At 69.4% G+C, this 19714-nt stretch carries 8 protein-coding genes; 5 read left to right on the forward strand and 3 right to left on the reverse strand.

The annotated features are described in order from the left end of the window. Positions 1–246 precede the first annotated feature (246 nt). The gene (hemB, locus tag I3F54_RS07935) at positions 247–1239 is read left to right on the forward strand and encodes a porphobilinogen synthase (protein WP_240117918.1); all 993 of its coding nucleotides are present in this window, start codon (positions 247–249) and stop codon (positions 1237–1239) included. On the opposite strand, the gene I3F54_RS07940 is transcribed toward hemB, so the two are convergent. Next, complete coding sequence (locus I3F54_RS07940; RefSeq protein ID WP_240117919.1) at positions 1203–1382, reverse strand: hypothetical protein; 180 nt, start codon at positions 1380–1382, stop codon at positions 1203–1205. The genes hemB and I3F54_RS07940 overlap by 37 nt on opposite strands. Positions 1383–1744: 362 nt before the next feature. On the opposite strand from I3F54_RS07940, the gene I3F54_RS07945 reads away from it, so the two are divergent. Beyond that, entirely contained in the window at positions 1745–2644 is a 900-nt protein-coding gene (locus tag I3F54_RS07945) for an SAM-dependent methyltransferase (RefSeq protein WP_240117920.1), read from the forward strand. A 76-nt stretch (positions 2645–2720) separates the two neighbouring features. Here the strand turns inward: I3F54_RS07945 and I3F54_RS07950 are convergent, their stop codons facing one another. Further along, positions 2721–5888, reverse strand: a complete 3168-nt coding sequence (locus I3F54_RS07950; protein ID WP_240117921.1) for a DNRLRE domain-containing protein — start codon at positions 5886–5888, stop codon at positions 2721–2723. A 461-nt stretch (positions 5889–6349) separates the two neighbouring features. On the opposite strand from I3F54_RS07950, the gene I3F54_RS07955 reads away from it, so the two are divergent. Both I3F54_RS07955 and I3F54_RS07960 read left to right on the forward strand, forming a co-directional pair. Further along, a complete protein-coding gene (locus tag I3F54_RS07955; RefSeq protein ID WP_240118131.1) occupies positions 6350–14215 on the forward strand; it encodes a polymorphic toxin-type HINT domain-containing protein in 7866 nt (2621 codons plus the stop codon). Positions 14216–14562: 347 nt separating this feature from the next. Beyond that, positions 14563–15048, forward strand: coding sequence for a hypothetical protein (locus I3F54_RS07960; protein WP_240117922.1), 486 nt, complete (start codon positions 14563–14565; stop codon positions 15046–15048). 863 nt (positions 15049–15911) lie between these two features. On the opposite strand, the gene argS is transcribed toward I3F54_RS07960, so the two are convergent. Then, positions 15912–17681: an arginine--tRNA ligase gene (gene argS, locus I3F54_RS07965; protein WP_240117923.1), complete on the reverse strand. Its 1770-nt coding sequence runs from the start codon at positions 17679–17681 to the stop codon at positions 15912–15914. 127 nt (positions 17682–17808) lie between these two features. Between argS and lysS the strand changes: the two genes are divergently transcribed. Then, positions 17809–19551, forward strand: a complete 1743-nt coding sequence (lysS, locus tag I3F54_RS07970; RefSeq protein WP_240117924.1) for a lysine--tRNA ligase — start codon at positions 17809–17811, stop codon at positions 19549–19551. The last annotated feature ends 163 nt before the right edge of the window (positions 19552–19714 follow it).

Consider the following 19714-nt stretch of genomic DNA (forward strand, 5'->3'; position numbering starts at 1 on the left):
CCGCTCGCCCGCCCGCCGGTGATCGGGCCGCCGCGGGCCGCCGCGGCGCCGGCGGCCAGGGTGGGCCGGGCGGCGGCGGGCGGCCGCGGTGCGAGGGCGCCGGGGCGTGTGCGGGGGCGGGGCGGAGGGGGTCCCTGTTCCAGGACGGGCCCGCTCGGGTCCGGGCGCCCGCCGGGTCCGGACGGCCCTGCCGCACCGACAGGCCGTCGGCATGGGCGCCGCCGCGCCGGGCGTAGCGTAGGTGGCATGACGAAGTACGGAGCCTTCCCCGGTACGCGTCCCCGCCGGCTGCGCACCACCCCCGCCCTGCGCCGCATGGTCGCCGAGACCCGGTTGCACCCCGCCGACCTGATCCTGCCCGCGTTCGTGCGGGAGGGCGTCGCCGAGCCGGTGCCGATCGCGTCGATGCCCGGGGTCGTGCAGCACACCCGCGACAGCCTGAAGAAGGCCGCCGCGGAGGCCGTGGCGGCGGGCATCTCCGGGATCATGCTCTTCGGTGTTCCGGAGGAGGCCAAGAAGGACGCGGCGGGCACCCCGGGCACCGACCCGGACGGGATCCTCCAGGTCGCCCTGCGCGACGTGCGGGCCGAGGTGGGCGACGACCTCCTCGTCATGTCCGACCTGTGCCTGGACGAGACCACCGACCACGGCCACTGCGGGGTGCTCGACGAGCAGGGCCGGGTCGACAACGACGCCACCCTGGAGCGGTACGCCGAGATGGCCCAGGTCCAGGCCGACGCGGGCGCCCATGTCGTCGGCCCCAGCGGCATGATGGACGGCCAGATCGGGGTCATCCGCGACGCGCTGGACCGGATCGGGCGCGAGGACGTCGCGATCCTCGCCTACACCGCCAAGTACTCCTCCGCCTTCTACGGGCCCTTCCGGGAGGCCGTCGCCTCCTCGCTCAAGGGCGACCGGAAGACCTACCAGCAGGACCCCGCCAACTGGCGCGAGTCGATGCGGGAGCTCGCCCTGGACCTGGAGGAGGGCGCGGACATGGTCATGGTCAAGCCGGCCGGTCCCTACCTCGACATCCTGGCCCGTGTCGCCGACGCCGTGGACGTCCCCGTCGCCGCGTACCAGATCTCCGGTGAGTACGCCATGATCGAGGCCGCCGCCGAGAAGGGCTGGGTCGACCGCGACCGGGCGATCCTGGAAGCCCTCCTCGGCATCAAGCGGGCCGGCGCGCGGAACATCCTCACCTACTGGGCCACCGAGGTCGCGCAGAAGCTGGGCTGAGTCCGCCCGGTGCACGGCTGCTCCAGGGAGTGCGACGGGCCCTCGTCGCGCAGGCCCTCGCCGTTGTGGCATCCGGCGAGGGCGAGGGCGGCGAGTGCGGTCAGCGCCGCGAGCAGCAGCCGGGCGCGGTGGTGTGCGGGCATGGGGGCCTTCCGGCGTGGGGTCTACGTGTGTGCCGCCCAGCCTGGGCGCCCGCGGCCGGGCCGGGCCACCCCCATCGGCGAAGTCGGGACACCGGCGCCCGGTCCAACGCCCTGACCTGCGGCGATGCGCACGGTGCGGGACGGGGTCCGGGACGTCCGCGGGACGTGGTGACGCCTTCCGGGGCCGAGCCGGCGCAGGGGCGGGGCGCCGGACGAGGCGTGGCTGCCCTGTGGCGCAAGAGGGCGCCGCGATGCTCCGGGACGCCGTCGGACGCGGCCGGCGTGCGGTGCGGTCGGCGGCAAGTCCCCTGGCGGGATAGGTTGTTGGCCGCAGAGTTGGTTGTGTGTTGAAGGAGACGTCCATGCCCGGTGATGCCCTCGGCCAAGACCCCGCCGAGCTGCGCAGGAGGATCGACACCAGCAAGGCGCACCCCGCCCGGGTCTACGACATCTTCCTCGGCGGCAAGGACCACTATCCCGTCGACCGGGCCGCCGCCGCTGCCGCCCTGGAGCACCAGCCGCGGGCCTTCCTGACGGCACGGCACAACCGCGACTTCCTGCGGCGCGCGGTGACCGGGCTCGTCGCCCGGGAAGGGGTGCGGCAGTTCCTGGACATCGGGGCCGGGCTGCCGACGCAGAACAACGTGCACCAGATCGCCCAGCAGATCGCCCCGCAGTCGCGGGTGGTGTACGTCGACAACGACCCGATCGTGCTCGCGCACGCCCGCGCCCTGCTCACCAGTGGACCCGAGGGCCGGACCGACTACGTCGACGCGGATCTGCGGGAGGTGTCCGCCATCCTCGAACGGGCGGCGGGGACCCTCGACTTCGACCAGCCGGTCGCCCTGTGCCTGCTGGCGGTCCTGCACTTCATCCCCGACGAGGCGGCGTACGACGTGGTCGGGGAGCTGCTGGAGGCACTGGCTCCGGGCAGCTGGCTGGTGCTCAGCCACCTCGCAGACGACCTCACGCCGCACACCGCCCGGATCGTCAAGTCCTTCCAGGAGCGCGGACTGTCGTTCGTGCTGCGGTCCAAGAACAAGGTGGAACGCTTCTTCACGGAGAACGGGCTGAGCCCCGTGGAGCCCGGTGTCGTGCCCGTGCACCACTGGCGTCCCGACGGTGCCGCCCCGGTCTTGAAGGCCCCGTCGCCCGAGTACCTGGACTCCCTCGACCTCGTCGACCGGATCAGGTACCACGACATCAACGATGTCACGGACACCGACGTCAGCGTCTACGCGGCGGTGGCGCGCAAGGCCTGACGGGGGCCGGGAGCGGTGCAGTCGGCGGCCCGGTCCCCGAAGGGACCGGGCCGCCGCCGTCGTCCGTCGCCGGTTGTCAGCCGAAGGCCTTGACGGTGCTCCAGTCCACCGACAGGACGATCTTCACGGGGCCGTTCGTGTTGGTCCGGGACGGATAGTAGACGCGCATCTTGCCGTCGTTGCCGAAGCGGGCCCACATGTCCGGGATGCCGTCCCCGTTGACATCGGGAATCCCGACGGCTGCGGTGACATAGCTCGCGGTCCAGCCGGAGCCGTAGACCACGTCCCCGTTGAGGGAACTGGCGCCGTCCTTCAAGGAGCCGAGGTCGACGCTGCCGCTCGTGGAACCGGGCTTGCCGTGACGGACGTACATCTTCCCGGTGTCCAGGTCCCGCCACAGCAGGTCCGGCGTACTGTCGCCGTTGATGTCGGCGACGTTGACGATGTCGCGGTGCGCCCAGTCGTCGCCGTTCATCAACGTGGCCGATTGGAAGGTGGCGCCGCTGTAGCCGGACAGCGTCCAGAAGGCGGTGCCGGCCCGCAGTACCAGGTCGGGCAGTTTGTCGCCGGTGATGTCGCCGACGGCCTTGATCTGGTCCCAGGTCGAGGGTTCCGGGGAGTTCGAGGGCAGCCGGACCTCCAGCCGCTGGTCGATGTCGAAGCTGCCGTAGCCGTCACCGCGATAGAGCCAGAACCTGCCGTCGGGGGTGACGGCGAACAGGTCGGTGGCCCCGTCACCCGGGTAGGCGTCGTCGAAGTGCGTGATCAGCGCGGCCTTGCCGGTGGCGGCGTCGTACCAGTGGCCAGCCGGGTTCAGCTTGGTGACGCCGCCGTCGACGGCGTATGAGCCGGCCAGGCAGGAGTACAGGTCGCCACCCGGCGTTCCCGTGCAGTTGACGAGGTCTCCGCTGGAACTGACGGTCAGCAGGTCGGGCATGGCGTCGCCGCCTGTGTCACCGGGGCTGTCGGCGTTGTCGCGCGGCGGAACGTAGAAGAGGTAGTCAGCGCGGGCGCTCTGGTTGCCGACTGCGTCGTAGGCGTACACGTTGAGCCAGTTGGGGCCCGCATGCACCGGTTTCAGATCGCCGATGGTGACGGTGTCTGCGGCGTCCTTGCTCGTCCAGCTCAGGCCCTCGATGGCGTACTCGAACCTCGTGGCACCGGTGGAGGTGAACGTGACAGCACCTGTCTCACCGAACTTGCGTGTCGCCCAGACGTCTCCGTCGTCGCTGGCGCGGGGGAAGTCGTCGCTGGTGATCGTGGGCGTGGGCGGCGCGGAGCCGTCGATGGTGAGGGTGCACTCCTTGCCGCCGCCCGGGTAGTAGCCCGAGTAGACGCCTTCCTGGTCCTTCGCGCGGACGTCCCAGTAGTAGGTCGCCTCGTCCTCGAGGGTGACGGGGATGGTTGTGCTGGCGGAGCCGTTGGAGTTGGTCGTGGCCGGGTAGGTCGTCGCTGTGCCACCCGCCTTCCAGAACCGGAAGACCAGGCTGGCGAGGTTTCCATCGGGGTCGCTGGACTGAGCCGACAGAACCAGGTTGGTCTTGCCGACGGTCGTTCCGCCCGTCGCGGTGTTGCAGTTTCCGCCCGGCGTGCTCTTGACGCCGAACGGTACGCTGGGCGCCCGGTTGAAGACGACATCCAGGGTTGCCGAGGTCGCCCGGAACTTGCGCCACGTCTGGGTGTCGGTCTCGTTGGCGGCCCGCATACCGAAGGTGATGTTGGACCAGCCGTTGACCGCGCCCTTCTGAGCGGCGGAGGTCACCTTGAACGCCTCGTAGTCGTCGGGGCAGGAGCTGGAGGACCAGCCGTGGGCGAAGGACTTCGTCTGAAGCCACGTGGCCCAACTCGGCTGGCTGTTCCAGGTCGTGCCCGTCGAGATGCCTCCCGTGAGCCAGATCTGGATGTCACGGGCCGAGCAGGACCAGGAATGGTTGTTGAGCACCCTGAAGGTCGCGTCGGAGACCTGCGCGCCCTCAAGGCTGCTGCTGAAGTTCATTCGCCAGAAGGAGCGGGCCGTGCCGCCGCTGTCGCTCTCGTGGCCGACGCGCGCGTCGGAGGTGCCCGAGTTGAAGTTGGTGCCGTCCCAGAAGCTGGTGTTGGGGTACGGCTTGTACGCCACCGTCCACGCCGACCAGCCGGTGATGGCGGTCGGGTCGAGGAACAGCGGGTAGGTGACGTCGTCGCGGGCGAGTAGACCCGTGTGCGCGACGTCCAGGTCGAGCCGTGCGGTGCCCGTGCGGTCGCCGGTCACCCGCATCGGCATCGGGGCGCTTTGCGCGCCCGGCTCGATACCGCTCAGGCCGGACAGCTCCAGCACGTCGGCGGAGGTGGCGACGGAGGTTCTCGGCGTGGAGCCGGTGTCGGGGGATTCGGGGTCACGGCCGCTGGAGTCCCAGGCGAAGGGTGTGGGGATCGAGCCGATCTCCTGGCCGGCCGGGTCGAGCACGAGGACGCGCCAGGCGTCCTCGTCGTGCCGGAACACAGCCGTCTTCGAGTGCAGCCCGTAGGACACGGTCGCCAGGGCCTCGCTCCGCGCCGCCTCCTCGGTCTTGACGATCAGCAGCTGGCCGAAGCCGCCCTCCTCGCGGGCGACCAGGAGCAGGTCGACACCCGGCAGCACCTCGGGGTAGAGGGCGCGCGGGCCGTCGAGCACCGGCTCGGGCAGCGGGCCCGGCCAGGTGTAGGTGACGGTGTGGCCGGCGACGTCCAGTTCGGCCAGCGCCGTCTCGTCCGCCGCCGGACCGTCCGTCAGGGGACCGCGGCGGTAGGAGCGGTCGGCGCGGGCGTCCGTGCCGGGGGTGCCGCTGGAGAAGCGCACCGGCGTCACGGGGTTGGCCGGGCGGACGCCGAGGCCGTCGCTGGCGTCCTCGGTGCGGCGCAGGCGGTTGTCGACCGGCGCCCACTTGCCCTGTGCGTTCTTCGCCCGCACGGGAAGTGCGCTGATCCGCGAGTGCAGTTGGCCGTCCGGCCGTGCCCAGGTCAGCGACGTGGCGGTGGTCGCCGTGTCGACGGCCACCTCCTTTCCGGTGCGGCGGGCCTCGGCCATGGCGGCGGCCTCGTCGCGCGGGCCGGTGGCCGCCGGCCGAGCGTCGGTCGCCCGTCCGGCCCGGGGCGTCGACGGATCGTCAGGGTGCCACCAGGGCAGGAGGGCGGTGGTCAGGGCGGCCACGATCAGGCCGAGCGTGAGTGTCAGCCGGGTGCGGGTGCGCACGAACGGACTGAGGAGGCGAGGCGGCGCGGACACGTCGGCGGTCTACTCCCGTGTGGGCCAGGCGGAATCAAGACATGGGCGCGCACACGATCACACGATTTACACAGACCGTCCACGTATGAAGAATTTATAAAGCCGTGATGCACGCTTGGTGAAGTCATGGGTGGACCTTGTGCGTGTCAGACCTGTCCCTTTTGATCGCCTGCTCTGTGGCGATGAAGGCCCCTGTTGGCAGTACCTCCTGTTCTGTAAATGATCTGGCGAACTGTCAGAAAAACATCCGTGAGGCAGTTCACAGCGAAGCGCTCCCACCCCCTCCGCCGATCTTGAAGCCTGTGGAGGTCATGACAGAGGGTGCGAACGACCTGTGTTGTTTTCATTGCCTGGGGTGGGAGTCGACGACGCGTATGCGTGTTCAAGGTCCGCTGTCGTGGCTGGGGCGGGGACGCCTGGCCACGACGGAGTCGGAACGGCGGCGCCGGCGGCAGAGCCGCATGGCGATCGTCCTGTTGCTGTCCTCGGCCCTGACGATGACCAGCCTGGGCGCCGAGGCCTGGGCGGTTCCCGGTCCCGGCATGACCCGTGAAGAGGTCAAGCTCCCCGACCTGCCCGACCCCACAACGGTCGGCAAGGACGCGGAGGCCGAGAAGAACCTCACCACCGCGCCCGAGGTGCCGGTCGACCCGTACGAGCCGAAGTCGGTGACGCCGTGGTCGCAGAGCACGGGAAAGGCGACGCTGGACGCGACCACCGAGCCGGGCACGACGGTTCCGGTGTCCAACGGCCTCCCGGTGGCGGTGGGCGTGCCCGACGGCACGGATCCCACCACCATCGACGGTGACTGGCAGGTCGAGCTGGCCGCGCCGAGCACCTCCCAGGACACCGGCGTCTCCGGCCTGATCATGCAGGTCACGCCGCCGGCGGACGCCGATCCGACCGCGCAGGTCACCCTGGCCGTCGACACCACGAGCTTCGCCGACCTCTACGGCCCGCAGGCAGCCGACCGGTTCGGCCTGGTCCTGCTGCCGGACTGCGTCATGAACGCCCCCGACAGCGGCGACTGTGCCGCCGACGGCGGAACGATGACCATGTCCGGCAAGCCGGACCCGCACGCCCAGGAACTGCCCAGCACGGTGACGGAGGTGCCGGCGGACAAGGCGCCCACCACGTCGCAGGCGGCCGAGAAGGCCCGCACCCGCAAGATCCTCACCGGCTCGGTGCCGATCTCCAGCCTCCTCGGCGGGGACACCACCGGCACGGGGACGCAGGCGTCGGGCGCCTCGGCCCGCACCGCCTCCTTCACCACCGGCAGCAGCGTCCTGCCGGCCGTGGACGCCTCGGGCCCGCAGGTGATCGGCGCGATGGACACCGGATCCTCGTCCTCGGGCGACTTCACGGCGACGCCGCTGCTGTCGTCGGGCTCCTGGGCGGCCGGCTCCTCCTCCGGAGCGTTCACCTACTCCTACGCCGTCCAGGTCCCCGAGACCGCCGGCGGCCTCATGCCGAAGATCGCGCTGAACTACTCCTCGCAGTCCGTCGACGGACGCACCTCGGCGACGAACAACCAGGCCTCCTGGATCGGTGACGGCTGGGACTACAACCCGGGCTCGATCACCCGCACGTACGCCAACTGCCGCCAGGACTCCAAGAAGGCCGGTTCGAACAACGCCACACACCGCACCGCGGACCTGTGCTGGGGCTCGAACAACGCCACCCTGTCGCTCGGCGGCACCACCACCGAACTGGTGTGGGACGCCGCGAAGGGCAAGTGGTTCACCGCCAACGGCGACGGGGCCCGGGTCGAGCAGGTCAAGGACCCGCAGACCGCCAACGGCGCCAAGGACGGCGAGTACTGGGTCGTCACCACCCGCGACGGCACCCGCTACCACTTCGGCCTGAACCGCCTGCCCGGCTGGACCGACGGCCAGCCCGTCACCGACTCCGTTCTGACCGTCCCGGTGTACGGCAACCACTCGGGCGAGCCCTGCTACAAGGCCGGCGACTGGCCCGGCTCCTGGTGCACCCAGGGCTGGCGGTGGAACCTCGACTACGTCGAGGACGTCCACGGCAATGCCATGTCCCTGTGGTGGAAGAAGGAGCAGAACTACTACGCCCGCAACTTCAACTTCAAGGCGCCGGTCGTCTACGACCGCGGCGGCTGGCTCGACCACATCTACTACGGCCAGCGCAAGGACAAGCTCTTCACCGACACCGCCCCGGCCCGGGTCGGTTTCACCGTCGCCGAACGCTGCTTCGACGAAGCCCCGCTGACCTGCGCCGACGCCAACTTCGAGGACAAGGATCCGGGCAAGTACCGCATCTGGTACGACACTCCGGCCGACCTGAACTGCAAGAAGGTCACCGCCACCTACACCCGCAAGTGCTGGAACGCCGGACCGTCGTTCTGGTCCCGCAAGCGGCTGACGCAGATCCAGACCTCGGCTCAGCGCCGCACCGACACCACCGCCCGTCAGGTGGTCGACCGCTACGCGCTCAAGCAGAGCTTCCCGGTGCTGAGGACCGGCCCGAACACCGCGCTGTGGCTGGAGTCGGTCCAGCGCACCGGCTACGCGCGCAACGGCTCCACCGACGACAGCGTCTCCCTCAACCCGGTGCGCTTCGAGTCCAACGCCGAGGACATGCCCAACCGGGTCGTGCGGGCCAACGACCCGACCCCCGGGTTCTCCCGCCTGCGCATCGCCCGCGTCATCAACGAGTACGGCGGCGAGACCGTCGTCACCTACAAGGCACCCACCGGCGACTGCGCGACCGGCACCAACCTGCCCGGCAAGTCCGACACCGCGGCGCTGAAGTCCAACACCCGCCTGTGCTACCCGTCGTTCTGGAACCCCGACCCCGAGGTCGAGGACATCGACTGGTTCCACAAGTACGTGGTGGACGCCATCGAGGAACTCCCCAACGTCGACGGCGAGTTCTCCACGAACACCGCCTACACGTACAAGAACCCCGGCTGGAAGCTGGCCGAGGCCGAGTTCACCAAGAAGTCGACGCGCAGCTACTCGCAGTTCGCCGGGTTCGAGCAGACCACGGTGATCACCGGCGCGGACGACGCCAACATCGGCAGCAAGCGCTCCAAGGCCGTCACCCGCTTCTTCCGCGGCATGGGCGACACCGTGCCGGTGAAGGACATCGACGGCGTCGAGATCGCCAAGGACAGGGAGCCCTTCGCCGGGCGCATCGCCGAGGAACTCACCTACACCAGCGCCGACGACGAGGACGGCGACTGGCTCTCCCGCAGCGTCACCGTCCCCGCCGCCACCGAACTGGCCAAGCGGGACCGCGACGACGGCCTGAGCCCGCTGCGCGCCTGGCGGGTCACCGAGCCGGACGAGATCGCGTACACCAAGTCCTCCGGCACCGGGGACGATGCGCGTCTCGAACGCATCGTCAAGACCCGTACCACGTACGAGTCGACCTACGGCCTGCCCGTGCTGGTGGAGTCGCTCGGGGACGCCGACGAGAACAGGACCGGCGACGAGTCCTGCACCAAGCTGGAGTACCTGCACAACACGGCCAGGAACATCATCGGCCTGAGCAAGCAGGCCCTGGTGTCCCCGACCACCTGCGCCGACGCCGACTGGGCCGACCTGTCGACCCTGACCGGCGCCGTGCGGACCGCCTACGACCACCAGGCCTACGGCACCGCGCTCGCCGACACCACGCTGGGCGAGGCCACCGGGTCGTGGACGCTGAACGGCGACGGCACCGGGTTCCGGTCCAACGGCACCACCGACTTCGACGCGGTCGGCCGCGTCGTCAAGGAGACGGACCCGGACGGCAGGACCGGCACGATCACCTACTCCCCGTCCGTCGGGCAGGTCTTCGAGGTCACCACGACCAACGCGCTCGGCCACACCGAGAAGCAGGAACTGGAGCCGGGCCGGTCGACGACCCTGAAGACCACCGACGCCAACGGCTACGTCAGCCAGGCGACCTACGACCCGCTGGGCCGCCTGGCGGAGGCCTGGAGCCCGGGCCGCACCCCGTCGCCCTCGTCCGTCCCGGACTTCCGCGCCGAGTACACGGTGCCCGAGTACGACCCGGACGACCCGTCCAAGACCGACCACAAGCCCCCGTACGTCACCACCTACGCGCGCGGCCACCACGACCGGATCGAGACCTCCGTCACCCTCTACGACGGACTCGGACGGGAGCGCCAGACGCAGGAGGAAGCCGACGGCGGCGGCTACCTGATCACCGACACGCTGTACAACAGCTCCGGTGAGGTCTGGCAGACCAACAACGCCTACCTCGCCGACGAGGTGACCCCGGGCGAACTGTTCACCCCGCTCGCGGACACCGCCGTCCCCAACATCACCCGCTACACCTACGACGGCCAGGGCCGCGTCCTCCAGGAGACGCCGGTACTGAAGGTCAAGGACCCGCTGACCGGGGAAGCCACCTCGGAGCCGGTGCCGGCCCGTGCCACCCGGTACGAGTACGGCACGGACTGGTCGAAGGTCATCCAGCCGGAAGGGGCCTCCTCCTACCGCGTGTGGACCGACGCCCTCGGCCGCACCGTGCGCACCGACACCTTCAACCCGGCGGCGCCCGGCGGCTACACGTCGATGCGCTACACGTACGACCACGCCGGCCAGATGGTGAAGGCGACCAGCTCCGCCGACCCGGCGCACCCGTGGACGTGGACGTACGACCACCGCGGCCGGATGAGCAGCTCCACCGACCCCGACACCGGCACCACGTCCACCACCTACGACACCTACGACCGCCCGCTCACCACGACCAACGCCCGCGGCGTCACGGTCTGGAACGGCTACGACGCCCTCTCCCGGCCGACCGAGCAGCGCCTGAACGGCTCCACCGGCACCCTGCTGGCCGAGTTCACCTACGACACCGTCACCGGCGGCAAGGGCCTGCCCGCCACCGCCACCCGCTACACCGACGGCGAGGCCTACACGCAGAGCGTCGACGGCTACACCCAGGACTACCAGCCGACCGGGACCACGCTCAGCCTGCCGCAGTCCCTGGCCGACACCTGGGGACTCAAGACGTCGTACTCGTACGGCTACACGTACGACGACACCGGCGCGCTGAAGGAGGGCGTGCTGCCGGCCGTCGGCCGGTTCGACGCCGAGAAGCTCGTCGTCCGCTACAACAAGGACGGCAAGCCGCTGTCCGTCTCCGGCAAGGACTGGTACGGCGCCGAGACGGTCTACGACCCCTACGGCCAGGTCCTGCGCTCCACCCTGGGCGCCCAGCCCTACCGCGTGTGGACGCAGAACTCCTACGACGAGTCCAGCGGTGAACTCCAGGACCAGCAGGTCTACCGCGAGCAGACCGGCGACCAGAGCGTGGTTCCCGGCAACCTCGTCTCCCGGCGCACCTACGCCTACGACCCCGCCGGCAACGTCACCTCCATCCAGGAGCACGCCACCGGCATCGCCGAGCGGCAGTGCTTCGTCTACGACCCGCTGGGCCAGCTGAAGACGGCCTGGACCGCCAAGGACCAGAGCTCCTGCACCGGCCCGAAGAACAGCGACGGCACGCTGAACGTGGCGGCCGGCGGCGACAAGTCCGGCTACTGGCAGGAGTACACCTACGACCTCCTCGGCAACCGCACCCGGCTGACCGAGAAGGACCTCACCGGCGACACCGCCAAGGACGCCACGACCACCTACGCCTACGGCAAGGCCGACGGCACCCGGCCGCACACGCTGACCAAGGTGTCCAAGACCTACACCACGCCCGCGGGCGCGCAGGTCAAGGCGGAGGCCGAGCGGCTGTACGAGCTGACCGGAGAGACCAAGTCGGTCACGTCGCTGGACAACGGCGACAAGCAGCAGCTGACCTGGACCTACGACGGCCAGGTCGAGCGGATCACCGGCGAGGGCAGCGGCGGCAAGACCCCCTATCTGGGCCTCGCCGACAAGTGCCTGGACCTCAAGGGCGGCGTGCCCACCTCGGACCAGCCGATCCAGCTGCACTCGTGCAACGCTTCGGCGGCGCAGAACTGGCACTTCGCCACCGCCCCCGGGGCGGCGCAGAGCGACCCCGACCTGGGCACGCTGACGGTCTACGACACGTGGTGCGTCCAGCCCGCCGGCAGCACCGCCGGCTCGGCCCTCCAGGTCCAGGCCTGCGACGGCTCGAGTGCGCAGCAGCTGAAGCGGAACGCCTCAGGCCAGCTGTTCCACGTCGCCACGGGCATGTGCCTTGCGGTCAAGGACGCCAACACCGCGGAGTCGACCCCCATCGTGCTGGCCACCTGCGACGGCACCAAGGCCGAGCAGCAGTGGGCGCCGCAGAACGACACCCGCTACATCTACGGTCCCGACGGTTCCCGCCTGCTGTCGATCAAGGGCAAGCAGGCCACGCTGTACCTGGGCGAGGCCGAGGTCACCGTCCAGCAGGGCGGCGTCCTGGTCAACACCCAGCGCACCTACTCCGTCCCCGGCGGCGCGGTCATGCGCTACGCCTACGGCACCGGGGGCGAGCAACTCGTCGCCCTCGCCGGCGACCACCAGGGCAGCACGTTCGCGGAGGTCGCGCTCAAGGACCAGATGTCGGTGCGGATCCGCAAGCAGGACCCGTTCGGCAACCAGCGCGGCGCCGACACGGTGGGCGTCAACGTCCAGACCCACACCGGGTTCCTGGGCGCTGCCCGCGACGACTCCTCCGGCTTCGTGCCGCTGGGCGCGCGCCTGTACGACCCGGTGGTCGGACGCTTCCTGTCCGCGGACCCGGTGCTGGACCTCAACGACGTCCTGCAGTCCAACGGCTACGCCTACGCCCACAACAACCCGGTGACGATGTCCGACCCGACGGGTCTGGCCATCTCCCTGACCGCCTCCGAGCGGGCGGCGGCACTGGCGGGCGCGGGTCTGTCGGCGGCACAGGTCGCCCAGGCGCAGGCCATGCAGGGCAAGTCCCTCGGCTCGATCATCCTGGCCGTGGCCTGGGAGACGCTCAAGGACTTCATCGGCATCAACGACGCCCTCGCCTGCTTCGGCGGCGACATGTGGTCCTGCGTCAGCATCGTGGCCGAGGCCATCCCCTGGTACAAGCTGAGCAAGCTCCCGAAGGTCGTCAAGGCGGTCAAGCGCACCATCTCGGCGGTCAGGGCCTTCCGCAAGGCCAAGAAGGAGGCGCAGCGGGTCCTGAAGCTGGCCAAGATGGCCGAGACCCTGGCCCTGAAGGCCAAGAAACTGGCGATCGAGAAGGCCAAGAAGAGAGCCGCGCAGAGAGCCAAGAAGAAGGCGGCGGCGGAAGCCAAACGAACAGCCGACAAGGCCGTCGACGTCACCAAGAAGACCGGCAACCCACGCCAGAAGCACGCCCAGGCCAAGGCGGCCCCGAAGTCGTCGTCCCACGGCTCCGGAGGCAAGAGCTCCGGAGGCGGCGGCAAGGGCGGCGGCTCCAAGCCCGGTGGCAAGTCTGGTGGTTCCTCCAAGAGCGAGGGCGGCTCCAGCGGCAGCGGCGGCTCCGGCAAGTCCGGCGGCGGCTCCCACGGGGGTGAGGGCGGCGGGACGTGCAACAGCTTCGTCCCGGGCACCCAGGTCCTGATGGCCGACGGCACGACCAAGCCGATCGAGAAGGTCCGGACCGGGGACAAGGTCGTCACGACCGACCCGCAGACCGGCGAGACCCGGGTCGAGACGGTCACCGCCGAGATCAAGGGCCACGGCCTCAAGCACCTCGTCAAGGTCACCATCGACACCGACGGCACCAAGGGCAGCAGGACGGCCCAGGTCACCGCGACCGACGGCCACCCCTTCTGGGTCCAGGAACTGCACGCCTGGATCAAGGCCACCGACCTGCACGCCGGCGAATGGCTGCGCACCAGCGCGGGCACGTACGTCCAGATCACCGCGGTGGACCGATGGACGGCCCAGACCGCCACGGTGCACAACCTCACCGTCGGTGACGTTCATACGTACTATGTGGTGGCGGGCTCGGCGCCGGTTCTCGTTCACAACATCAGTCCGGAGCAGTGTCAGCTCGGTGTGCAGGAAATGGACCATGTGACGTCGGGAGTCCTTGACATCCAGGTGGATGTCGTCCCGTTCGCGAGTGGTGGCCGAGGGTCGGGCGGATTCGTTGACGATATGGGCGATCGGGTGCCCGGCATGACGTCGTCGAATTATCATCACGTAGAGATGCAGGCCGCTGCCTATATGCGACGCAATGAGGTGGGACGTGGAGTGCTTTACATAAACCACCCTGATGGTATCTGCCCATTCTGCAACGGATCGGCGTATACGCGTCCTGGTGGCACCCCGGTCAATCCTATTGAGGACGCCCTTCCCGAGGGTGCGATGATGTGGGTGTATAATCGAGGCGGAAAATTCCTCGGTAGATTCACAGGTAATTCTCGATAATTGTGACTGGAGCGTTTCGGTGGGGTGTGGCAGGCGCCCTGCCGAAACGCTTTTCAGTGGAACATGTGCCGGTTTGACGATTGCAGATGTGTCGATCGGGCTGATCTCATGGCGTATACTCGGGTGTTGTGGATGAACTCCTGTCAATTAACTCGGATAGCGTCGAACGTTTCCTTCGGCGCTGGTACGGCACAGTGAAGAGTGTGAGTCACTTTCACCTTGACGTAGGCCCGTATGTGCCTGCTGAACTGGTTGAGTGGCATATGGCGGCAGCGCTCGCCGGGTGCCCTGTGACGTTCCAGGATCGTCCCGTTGCCCCTCGGGATCTTGCGCCGGACTCTCGCGGCATGCTCGAATTCTGGGTGGAGAATCAGAACGGCTATTTCTGGGCTGTTAACCTCGATGATGACAGACTCCAGGTCTTCTCCAGGAGGGCGGGAGAAGGCGACTGGGCGAGGTCGGGTGAGTTTCTCAGTGAATTTCTTCTGCATTGCACCGTACGGGAAGCCGTCATCGGAAGCGCGTCCAAGTTCACCACCTTTGTCGATGCTTCAGAAGCCAGTGAGGCTCTGGAGTCGTTTGAGCCGCTGAAGTTCGGAGCTCTTGACAGCGAAGAGCCTCAGGTCAAGCTGTGGTGTAGCGAGGATGCGCTGGTTCGCATGGCACCTCCACCGATGGGATATGCGGGCCCCGGTGAGCAGGTGTGGATGCTTACGTTTGCGGCTCTATCTGATTCAGCTATCGAGCGGTATGCGTCTCGGTTCGGCCTCGAGAGCTTGGCCCGGGCTGAACCTGCTCGTGCGGAGCTTCCGTACGAGCCGCCGCCGTTCTAGACGCCCTGGGATAGTTCTGGACAGGTGCTGGTGGCGAACGAGAATGACCGGCGGGCGCCGAAGATGCGGACTTGCACATGCCGCCGCAAGAGAAGGGTGGAGGCCACTGTGGCTGAGTCGAAGAAGCGGCGACAGCACCCTGACGACAGGGCTGACAACTCGGTCCGAAGCCGGTGGACCACCGGCTGTGCCTGCAGGGCATGGGTAAGCAGGGCAGTAAGCACCACTTGATCTGAGGCGGGAAGGGTTCCCAATCAAGGTCATCCCCACCCGCACCAACATCAACGACGTCACCCAGACCCAGCCCCTCGTCGACGGCATCGGCCGGTGGTCGGCAAGCCCGGACACCCACGACGCCGGCCCGGTGCCGTGCTCGGCGACGAGCGCTACGACACAACCCCCAACCGCTGCGAGCTGCGCAGACGCCGGATCCTGCCGCCGATCTCCCGCAGGGGTGCCCTGAACATCAAGGACCTGGGCATGCTCCGCTACGTCGTGGAGACGGCGTCCGCACATGCCAGCGCACCTGCCGCCGCCCCTTCGCGATCCGCGGCAGGGGCTTGTCGTCCAGCTCGACCAGCGGGCGGCGCACGTTTGAGCCTCCGAGACCGCAGGGCTGAACAGGCCCTGGCGGTTTAGCTGGAACTGATCGGCCTCCAGCAGGCTTCGCGCGCCAAGCACCATCGCGACAGCGGGCCGGATGAGTACTCCGGCCCGCTCCTGCCGCCCGCGCACCGGGCACAGCACTGGGCCTTCGTCGGCTTCAACGCGCCGGTCGTCCCAGATGGCACGCCGTCAGCCGGTTCTGCCCCCTGCCCGGACGGGTTCCGGGCAGGGGGCTCGGCCGCGCTCAGGCGGAGGGCTCAGAGCCGCTCGGGTGTCCTGATGCCCAGGAGGGCCATGCCCTGGTGGAGGGTCCTGGCGGTGACGTCGCAGAGGAACAGGCGGTTGGCGACCTGTTCCGGGGTGTCGGCGCCGAGGACCGGGCACTTGTCGTAGAAGGTCGTGAAGAGGGACGCCAGCTGGTACAGGTACGCCGTCATCTTGTGCGGGGCGTACTCGCCCGCCGCCTCCGCGACCGCGGCCGCGAAGGCGTCCGCGTGGAGGCCGAGGGCGCGCTCCGCCTCGTGCAGGTCCAGCTCCGGGTGGGCGGCGGGGCGGGCCTCGCCGGCCTTGCGGAGGATGGACTGGATGCGGGCGTAGGCGTACTGGAGGTAGACGGAGGTGTCGCCGTTGAGCGAGACCATCTGGTCCAGGTCGAACTTGTAGTCCCGGTTCGCCGACGTCGACAGGTCCGCGTACTTCACCGCGCCGATGCCGACCTGGGCGCCGCGCTCGGTGATCTCGTCCTCGGACAGCTGGTGCCTGACGTCCTTCTCGCGGACCACCGCCGTCGCGCGGTCGATCGCCTCGTCCAGCAGGTCGACCAGGCGGACCGTCTCGCCCTCACGGGTCTTGAACGGCTTGCCGTCCTTGCCGAGCACCGTGCCGAAGGCGAGCTGGTAGGCGTGCACGTCCTCGTTGAGCCAGCCGGCCCGGCGGGCGGTCTCGAAGACCATCTTGAAGTGCAGGGACTGGCGGGCGTCGACGACGTAGATCAGCGAGGTCGCCTTCCGGTGGAAGACGCGGTCGCGGATCGCGGACAGGTCGGTCGCGGCGTAGCCGTAGCCGCCGTCGGACTTCTGCACGATCAGCGGGACCGGGTTGCCGTCCGGGCCCTTGATGTCGTCGAAGAAGACGCACAGGGCGCCCTCGGAGCGGACGGCGACACCCGACTCCTCCAGCAGGCGGCAGGTCTCGGCGAGCATGTCGTTGTAGCCGGACTCGCCGACGATGTCGGGGTCGCTGATCTCCATGTCGAGCTTCTCGAAGACCGAGTAGAAGTAGATCTTCGACTCGTCCACGAACTTCTGCCAGATGGCCAGGGTGTGCGGGTCGCCGGCCTGGAGGTCCACCACCCGGCGGCGGGACCGGGTCTTGAACTCCTCGTCGGAGTCGAACAGCTTCCGCGCGGACTTGTAGAGGCGGTCCAGGTTGGACATCGCCTCCTCGCCGCTCACCTCGCCGGACTTGTGGTCCAGCTCGTGCGGGTGCTCGTCCAGGTACTGGATGAGCATGCCGAACTGGGTGCCCCAGTCGCCGATGTGGTGGCGGCGGACCACGTTCTCGCCGGTGAACTCCAGCAGCTTCACCACGGAGTCGCCGATCACCGCGGACCGCAGGTGGCCGACGTGCATCTCCTTGGCCACGTTCGGCTGGGCGTAGTCGACGACCGTGGTGCCCGGCTGCCCGGCGTGCGGCACACCGAGGCGTCCGGTGTCGTCCGCGTGGCGCGCGGCCAGGTTCCGGACGATCGCCGCGTCGGTGATCGTGATGTTGAGGAAGCCGGGGCCGGAGACCTCGACGTCCTTGATCACGTCACCGGTGGCGACCTCGGCCACCACCCGCGTCGCCAGTTCCCTCGGGTTCGCCTTCGCCTTCTTGGCGAGCGCCATGACCCCGTTGGCCTGGAAGTCGGCCCGGTCGCTTCGTCGCAGCAGCGGGTCCGCGCCGGCGGCCTCCGGCAGGGTGGCCGAGAGGGCGGACGCGAGGTGCTGCCGGACGGAATCGCTGAGGGACGTGACCGAGGCCATAGGTGTGGGTGCCGTTCTCCTCGTGGGGATGGATGGTCCCGGCCAGTATCCCATGGGGGGTAAAGCCGTTTTCCGGGTCGCATGCCGGTCTGTGACAATGGGGTGTCACCCGTTCAGAAAGAAGGACGTGCCGATCGTGGCTCAGAGCACCGAGACCACCGACTGGGTCTCCCGTTTCGCGGATGAGGTCATCGAGGAGTCGGAGCGTCGGGCCCCGGGCAAACCGGTCGTCGTCGCGTCCGGGCTCTCTCCCTCCGGGCCCATCCACCTCGGCAACCTGCGCGAGGTCATGACCCCGCACCTGGTCGCCGACGAGATCCGGCGGCGCGGGTACGAGGTCCGGCACCTGATCTCCTGGGACGACTACGACCGGTACCGCAAGGTGCCCGCCGGGATCGCCGGCGTCGACGAGTCCTGGGCCGAGCACATCGGCAAGCCGCTGACCTCGGTCCCGGCGCCGCAGGGCTCGCCCTACGCGAACTGGGCCGAGCACTTCAGGGCCGCGATGGTCGAGTCGCTGGCCGAGCTGGGCGTGGAGTTCGACGGGATCAGCCAGACCGAGCAGTACACCTCCGGTGTCTACCGCGAGCAGATCCTGCACGCGATGAAGCACCGGCAGGACATCGACGCGGTGCTCGCCCAGTACCGGACCAAGGCCAAGGGCGGGGCCAAGAAGTCGCAGAAGCCGGTCGACGAGGCCGAGCTGGAGGCGGCCGAGGGGTCGGGCGCGGCGAGCGAGGACGACGGGTCCTCCGGTTCCGCCGGGTACTTCCCGTACAAGCCGTACTGCGGCAACTGCGGCAAGGACCTCACCACCGTCACCCACTACGACGACGGCAGCACCGAGCTGACGTACTCGTGCACCGCGTGCGGCTTCTCGGAGACCGTCCGGCTGGACGAGTTCAACCGGGGCAAGCTGGTGTGGAAGGTCGACTGGCCGATGCGCTGGGCCTACGAGGGCGTCGTCTTCGAGCCCAGTGGTGTCGACCACTCCTCTCCCGGGTCCAGCTTCCAGGTCGGCGGGCAGATCGTCGGGATCTTCGGCGGCAAGCAGCCGATCGGCCCGATGTACGCCTTCGTGGGCATCAGCGGCATGGCGAAGATGTCGTCCTCGCGCGGTGGCGTGCCCACCCCGGCCGACGCCCTGAAGATCATGGAGCCGCAGCTCCTGCGGTGGCTGTACGCCCGGCGCCGGCCGAACCAGTCCTTCAAGATCGCCTTCGACCAGGAGATCCAGCGGCTCTACGACGAGTGGGACCGCCTGGACGCCAAGGTCGCCGACGGTACGGCCCTGCCGGCCGACGTCGCCGCCCACTCCCGCGCGGTCCGCACGGCCGCCGGTGAGCTGCCGCGCACGGCCCGCCCGCTGCCGTACCGGACGCTGGCGTCCGTCGCCGACGTGAGCGCCGGCCACGAGGACCAGGCGCTGCGGATCCTGAGCGAGCTGGACCCGGAGCGGCCGCTGGCCTCCCTCGACGAGGCGCGGCCGCGCTACGACCGGGCCGAGGCCTGGATCAACACGCACGTTCCCGCCGACCAGCGGACCATCGTGCGCGCGGAGCCCGACGTCGAGCTGCTGAAGTCCCTCGACGAGGCGTCCCGGGAGTCGGTGCGGCTGCTGGTGGACGGGCTCGCCGGGCACTGGTCGCTGGACGGCCTCACCCACCTCGTGTACGGGGTGCCGAAGGTGCAGGCCGGGTTCCCCGCGGACGCCACGCCCAAGGAGCTGCCGCCGGAGATCAAGACCGCGCAGCGGACGTTCTTCGCGCTGCTGTACCACCTGCTGGTCGGGCGGGACACCGGGCCGCGGCTGCCCACGCTGCTGCTGGCGGTCGGGCAGGAGCGGGTGCGCAAGCTGCTCGGGGAGTGAACGAAAGGGGCCCTCGGCGAGGGCCCCTTTTCCGTGCCCGGGGCGTGCGTCTCGGGTGCCCGCGGGTGCGCGCCGGCTCTGGCGGCGGCTTCGTTCCCGTTCCCCGTCCCGCTCCTGCGGAGTCCGGCCCGCCGCTCCGGACCCGCCGCCCGGTCGGCCGGCC

The sequence above is a fragment of the Streptomyces sp. MUM 2J genome (assembly GCF_022414535.1).
Classification (GTDB): Bacteria; Actinomycetota; Actinomycetes; order Streptomycetales; family Streptomycetaceae; genus Streptomyces.

Coding starts and splice junctions, on each gene's coding strand:
- hemB (WP_240117918.1), top strand. CDS start 247: ATGACGAAGTACGGAGCCTTCCCCGGTACGCGTCCCCGCCGGCTGCGC.
- I3F54_RS07940 (WP_240117919.1), bottom strand. CDS start 1,382: ATGCCCGCACACCACCGCGCCCGGCTGCTGCTCGCGGCGCTGACCGCA.
- I3F54_RS07945 (WP_240117920.1), top strand. CDS start 1,745: ATGCCCGGTGATGCCCTCGGCCAAGACCCCGCCGAGCTGCGCAGGAGG.
- I3F54_RS07955 (WP_240118131.1), top strand. CDS start 6,350: ATGGCGATCGTCCTGTTGCTGTCCTCGGCCCTGACGATGACCAGCCTG.
- I3F54_RS07960 (WP_240117922.1), top strand. CDS start 14,563: ATGCTCGAATTCTGGGTGGAGAATCAGAACGGCTATTTCTGGGCTGTT.
- argS (WP_240117923.1), bottom strand. CDS start 17,681: ATGGCCTCGGTCACGTCCCTCAGCGATTCCGTCCGGCAGCACCTCGCG.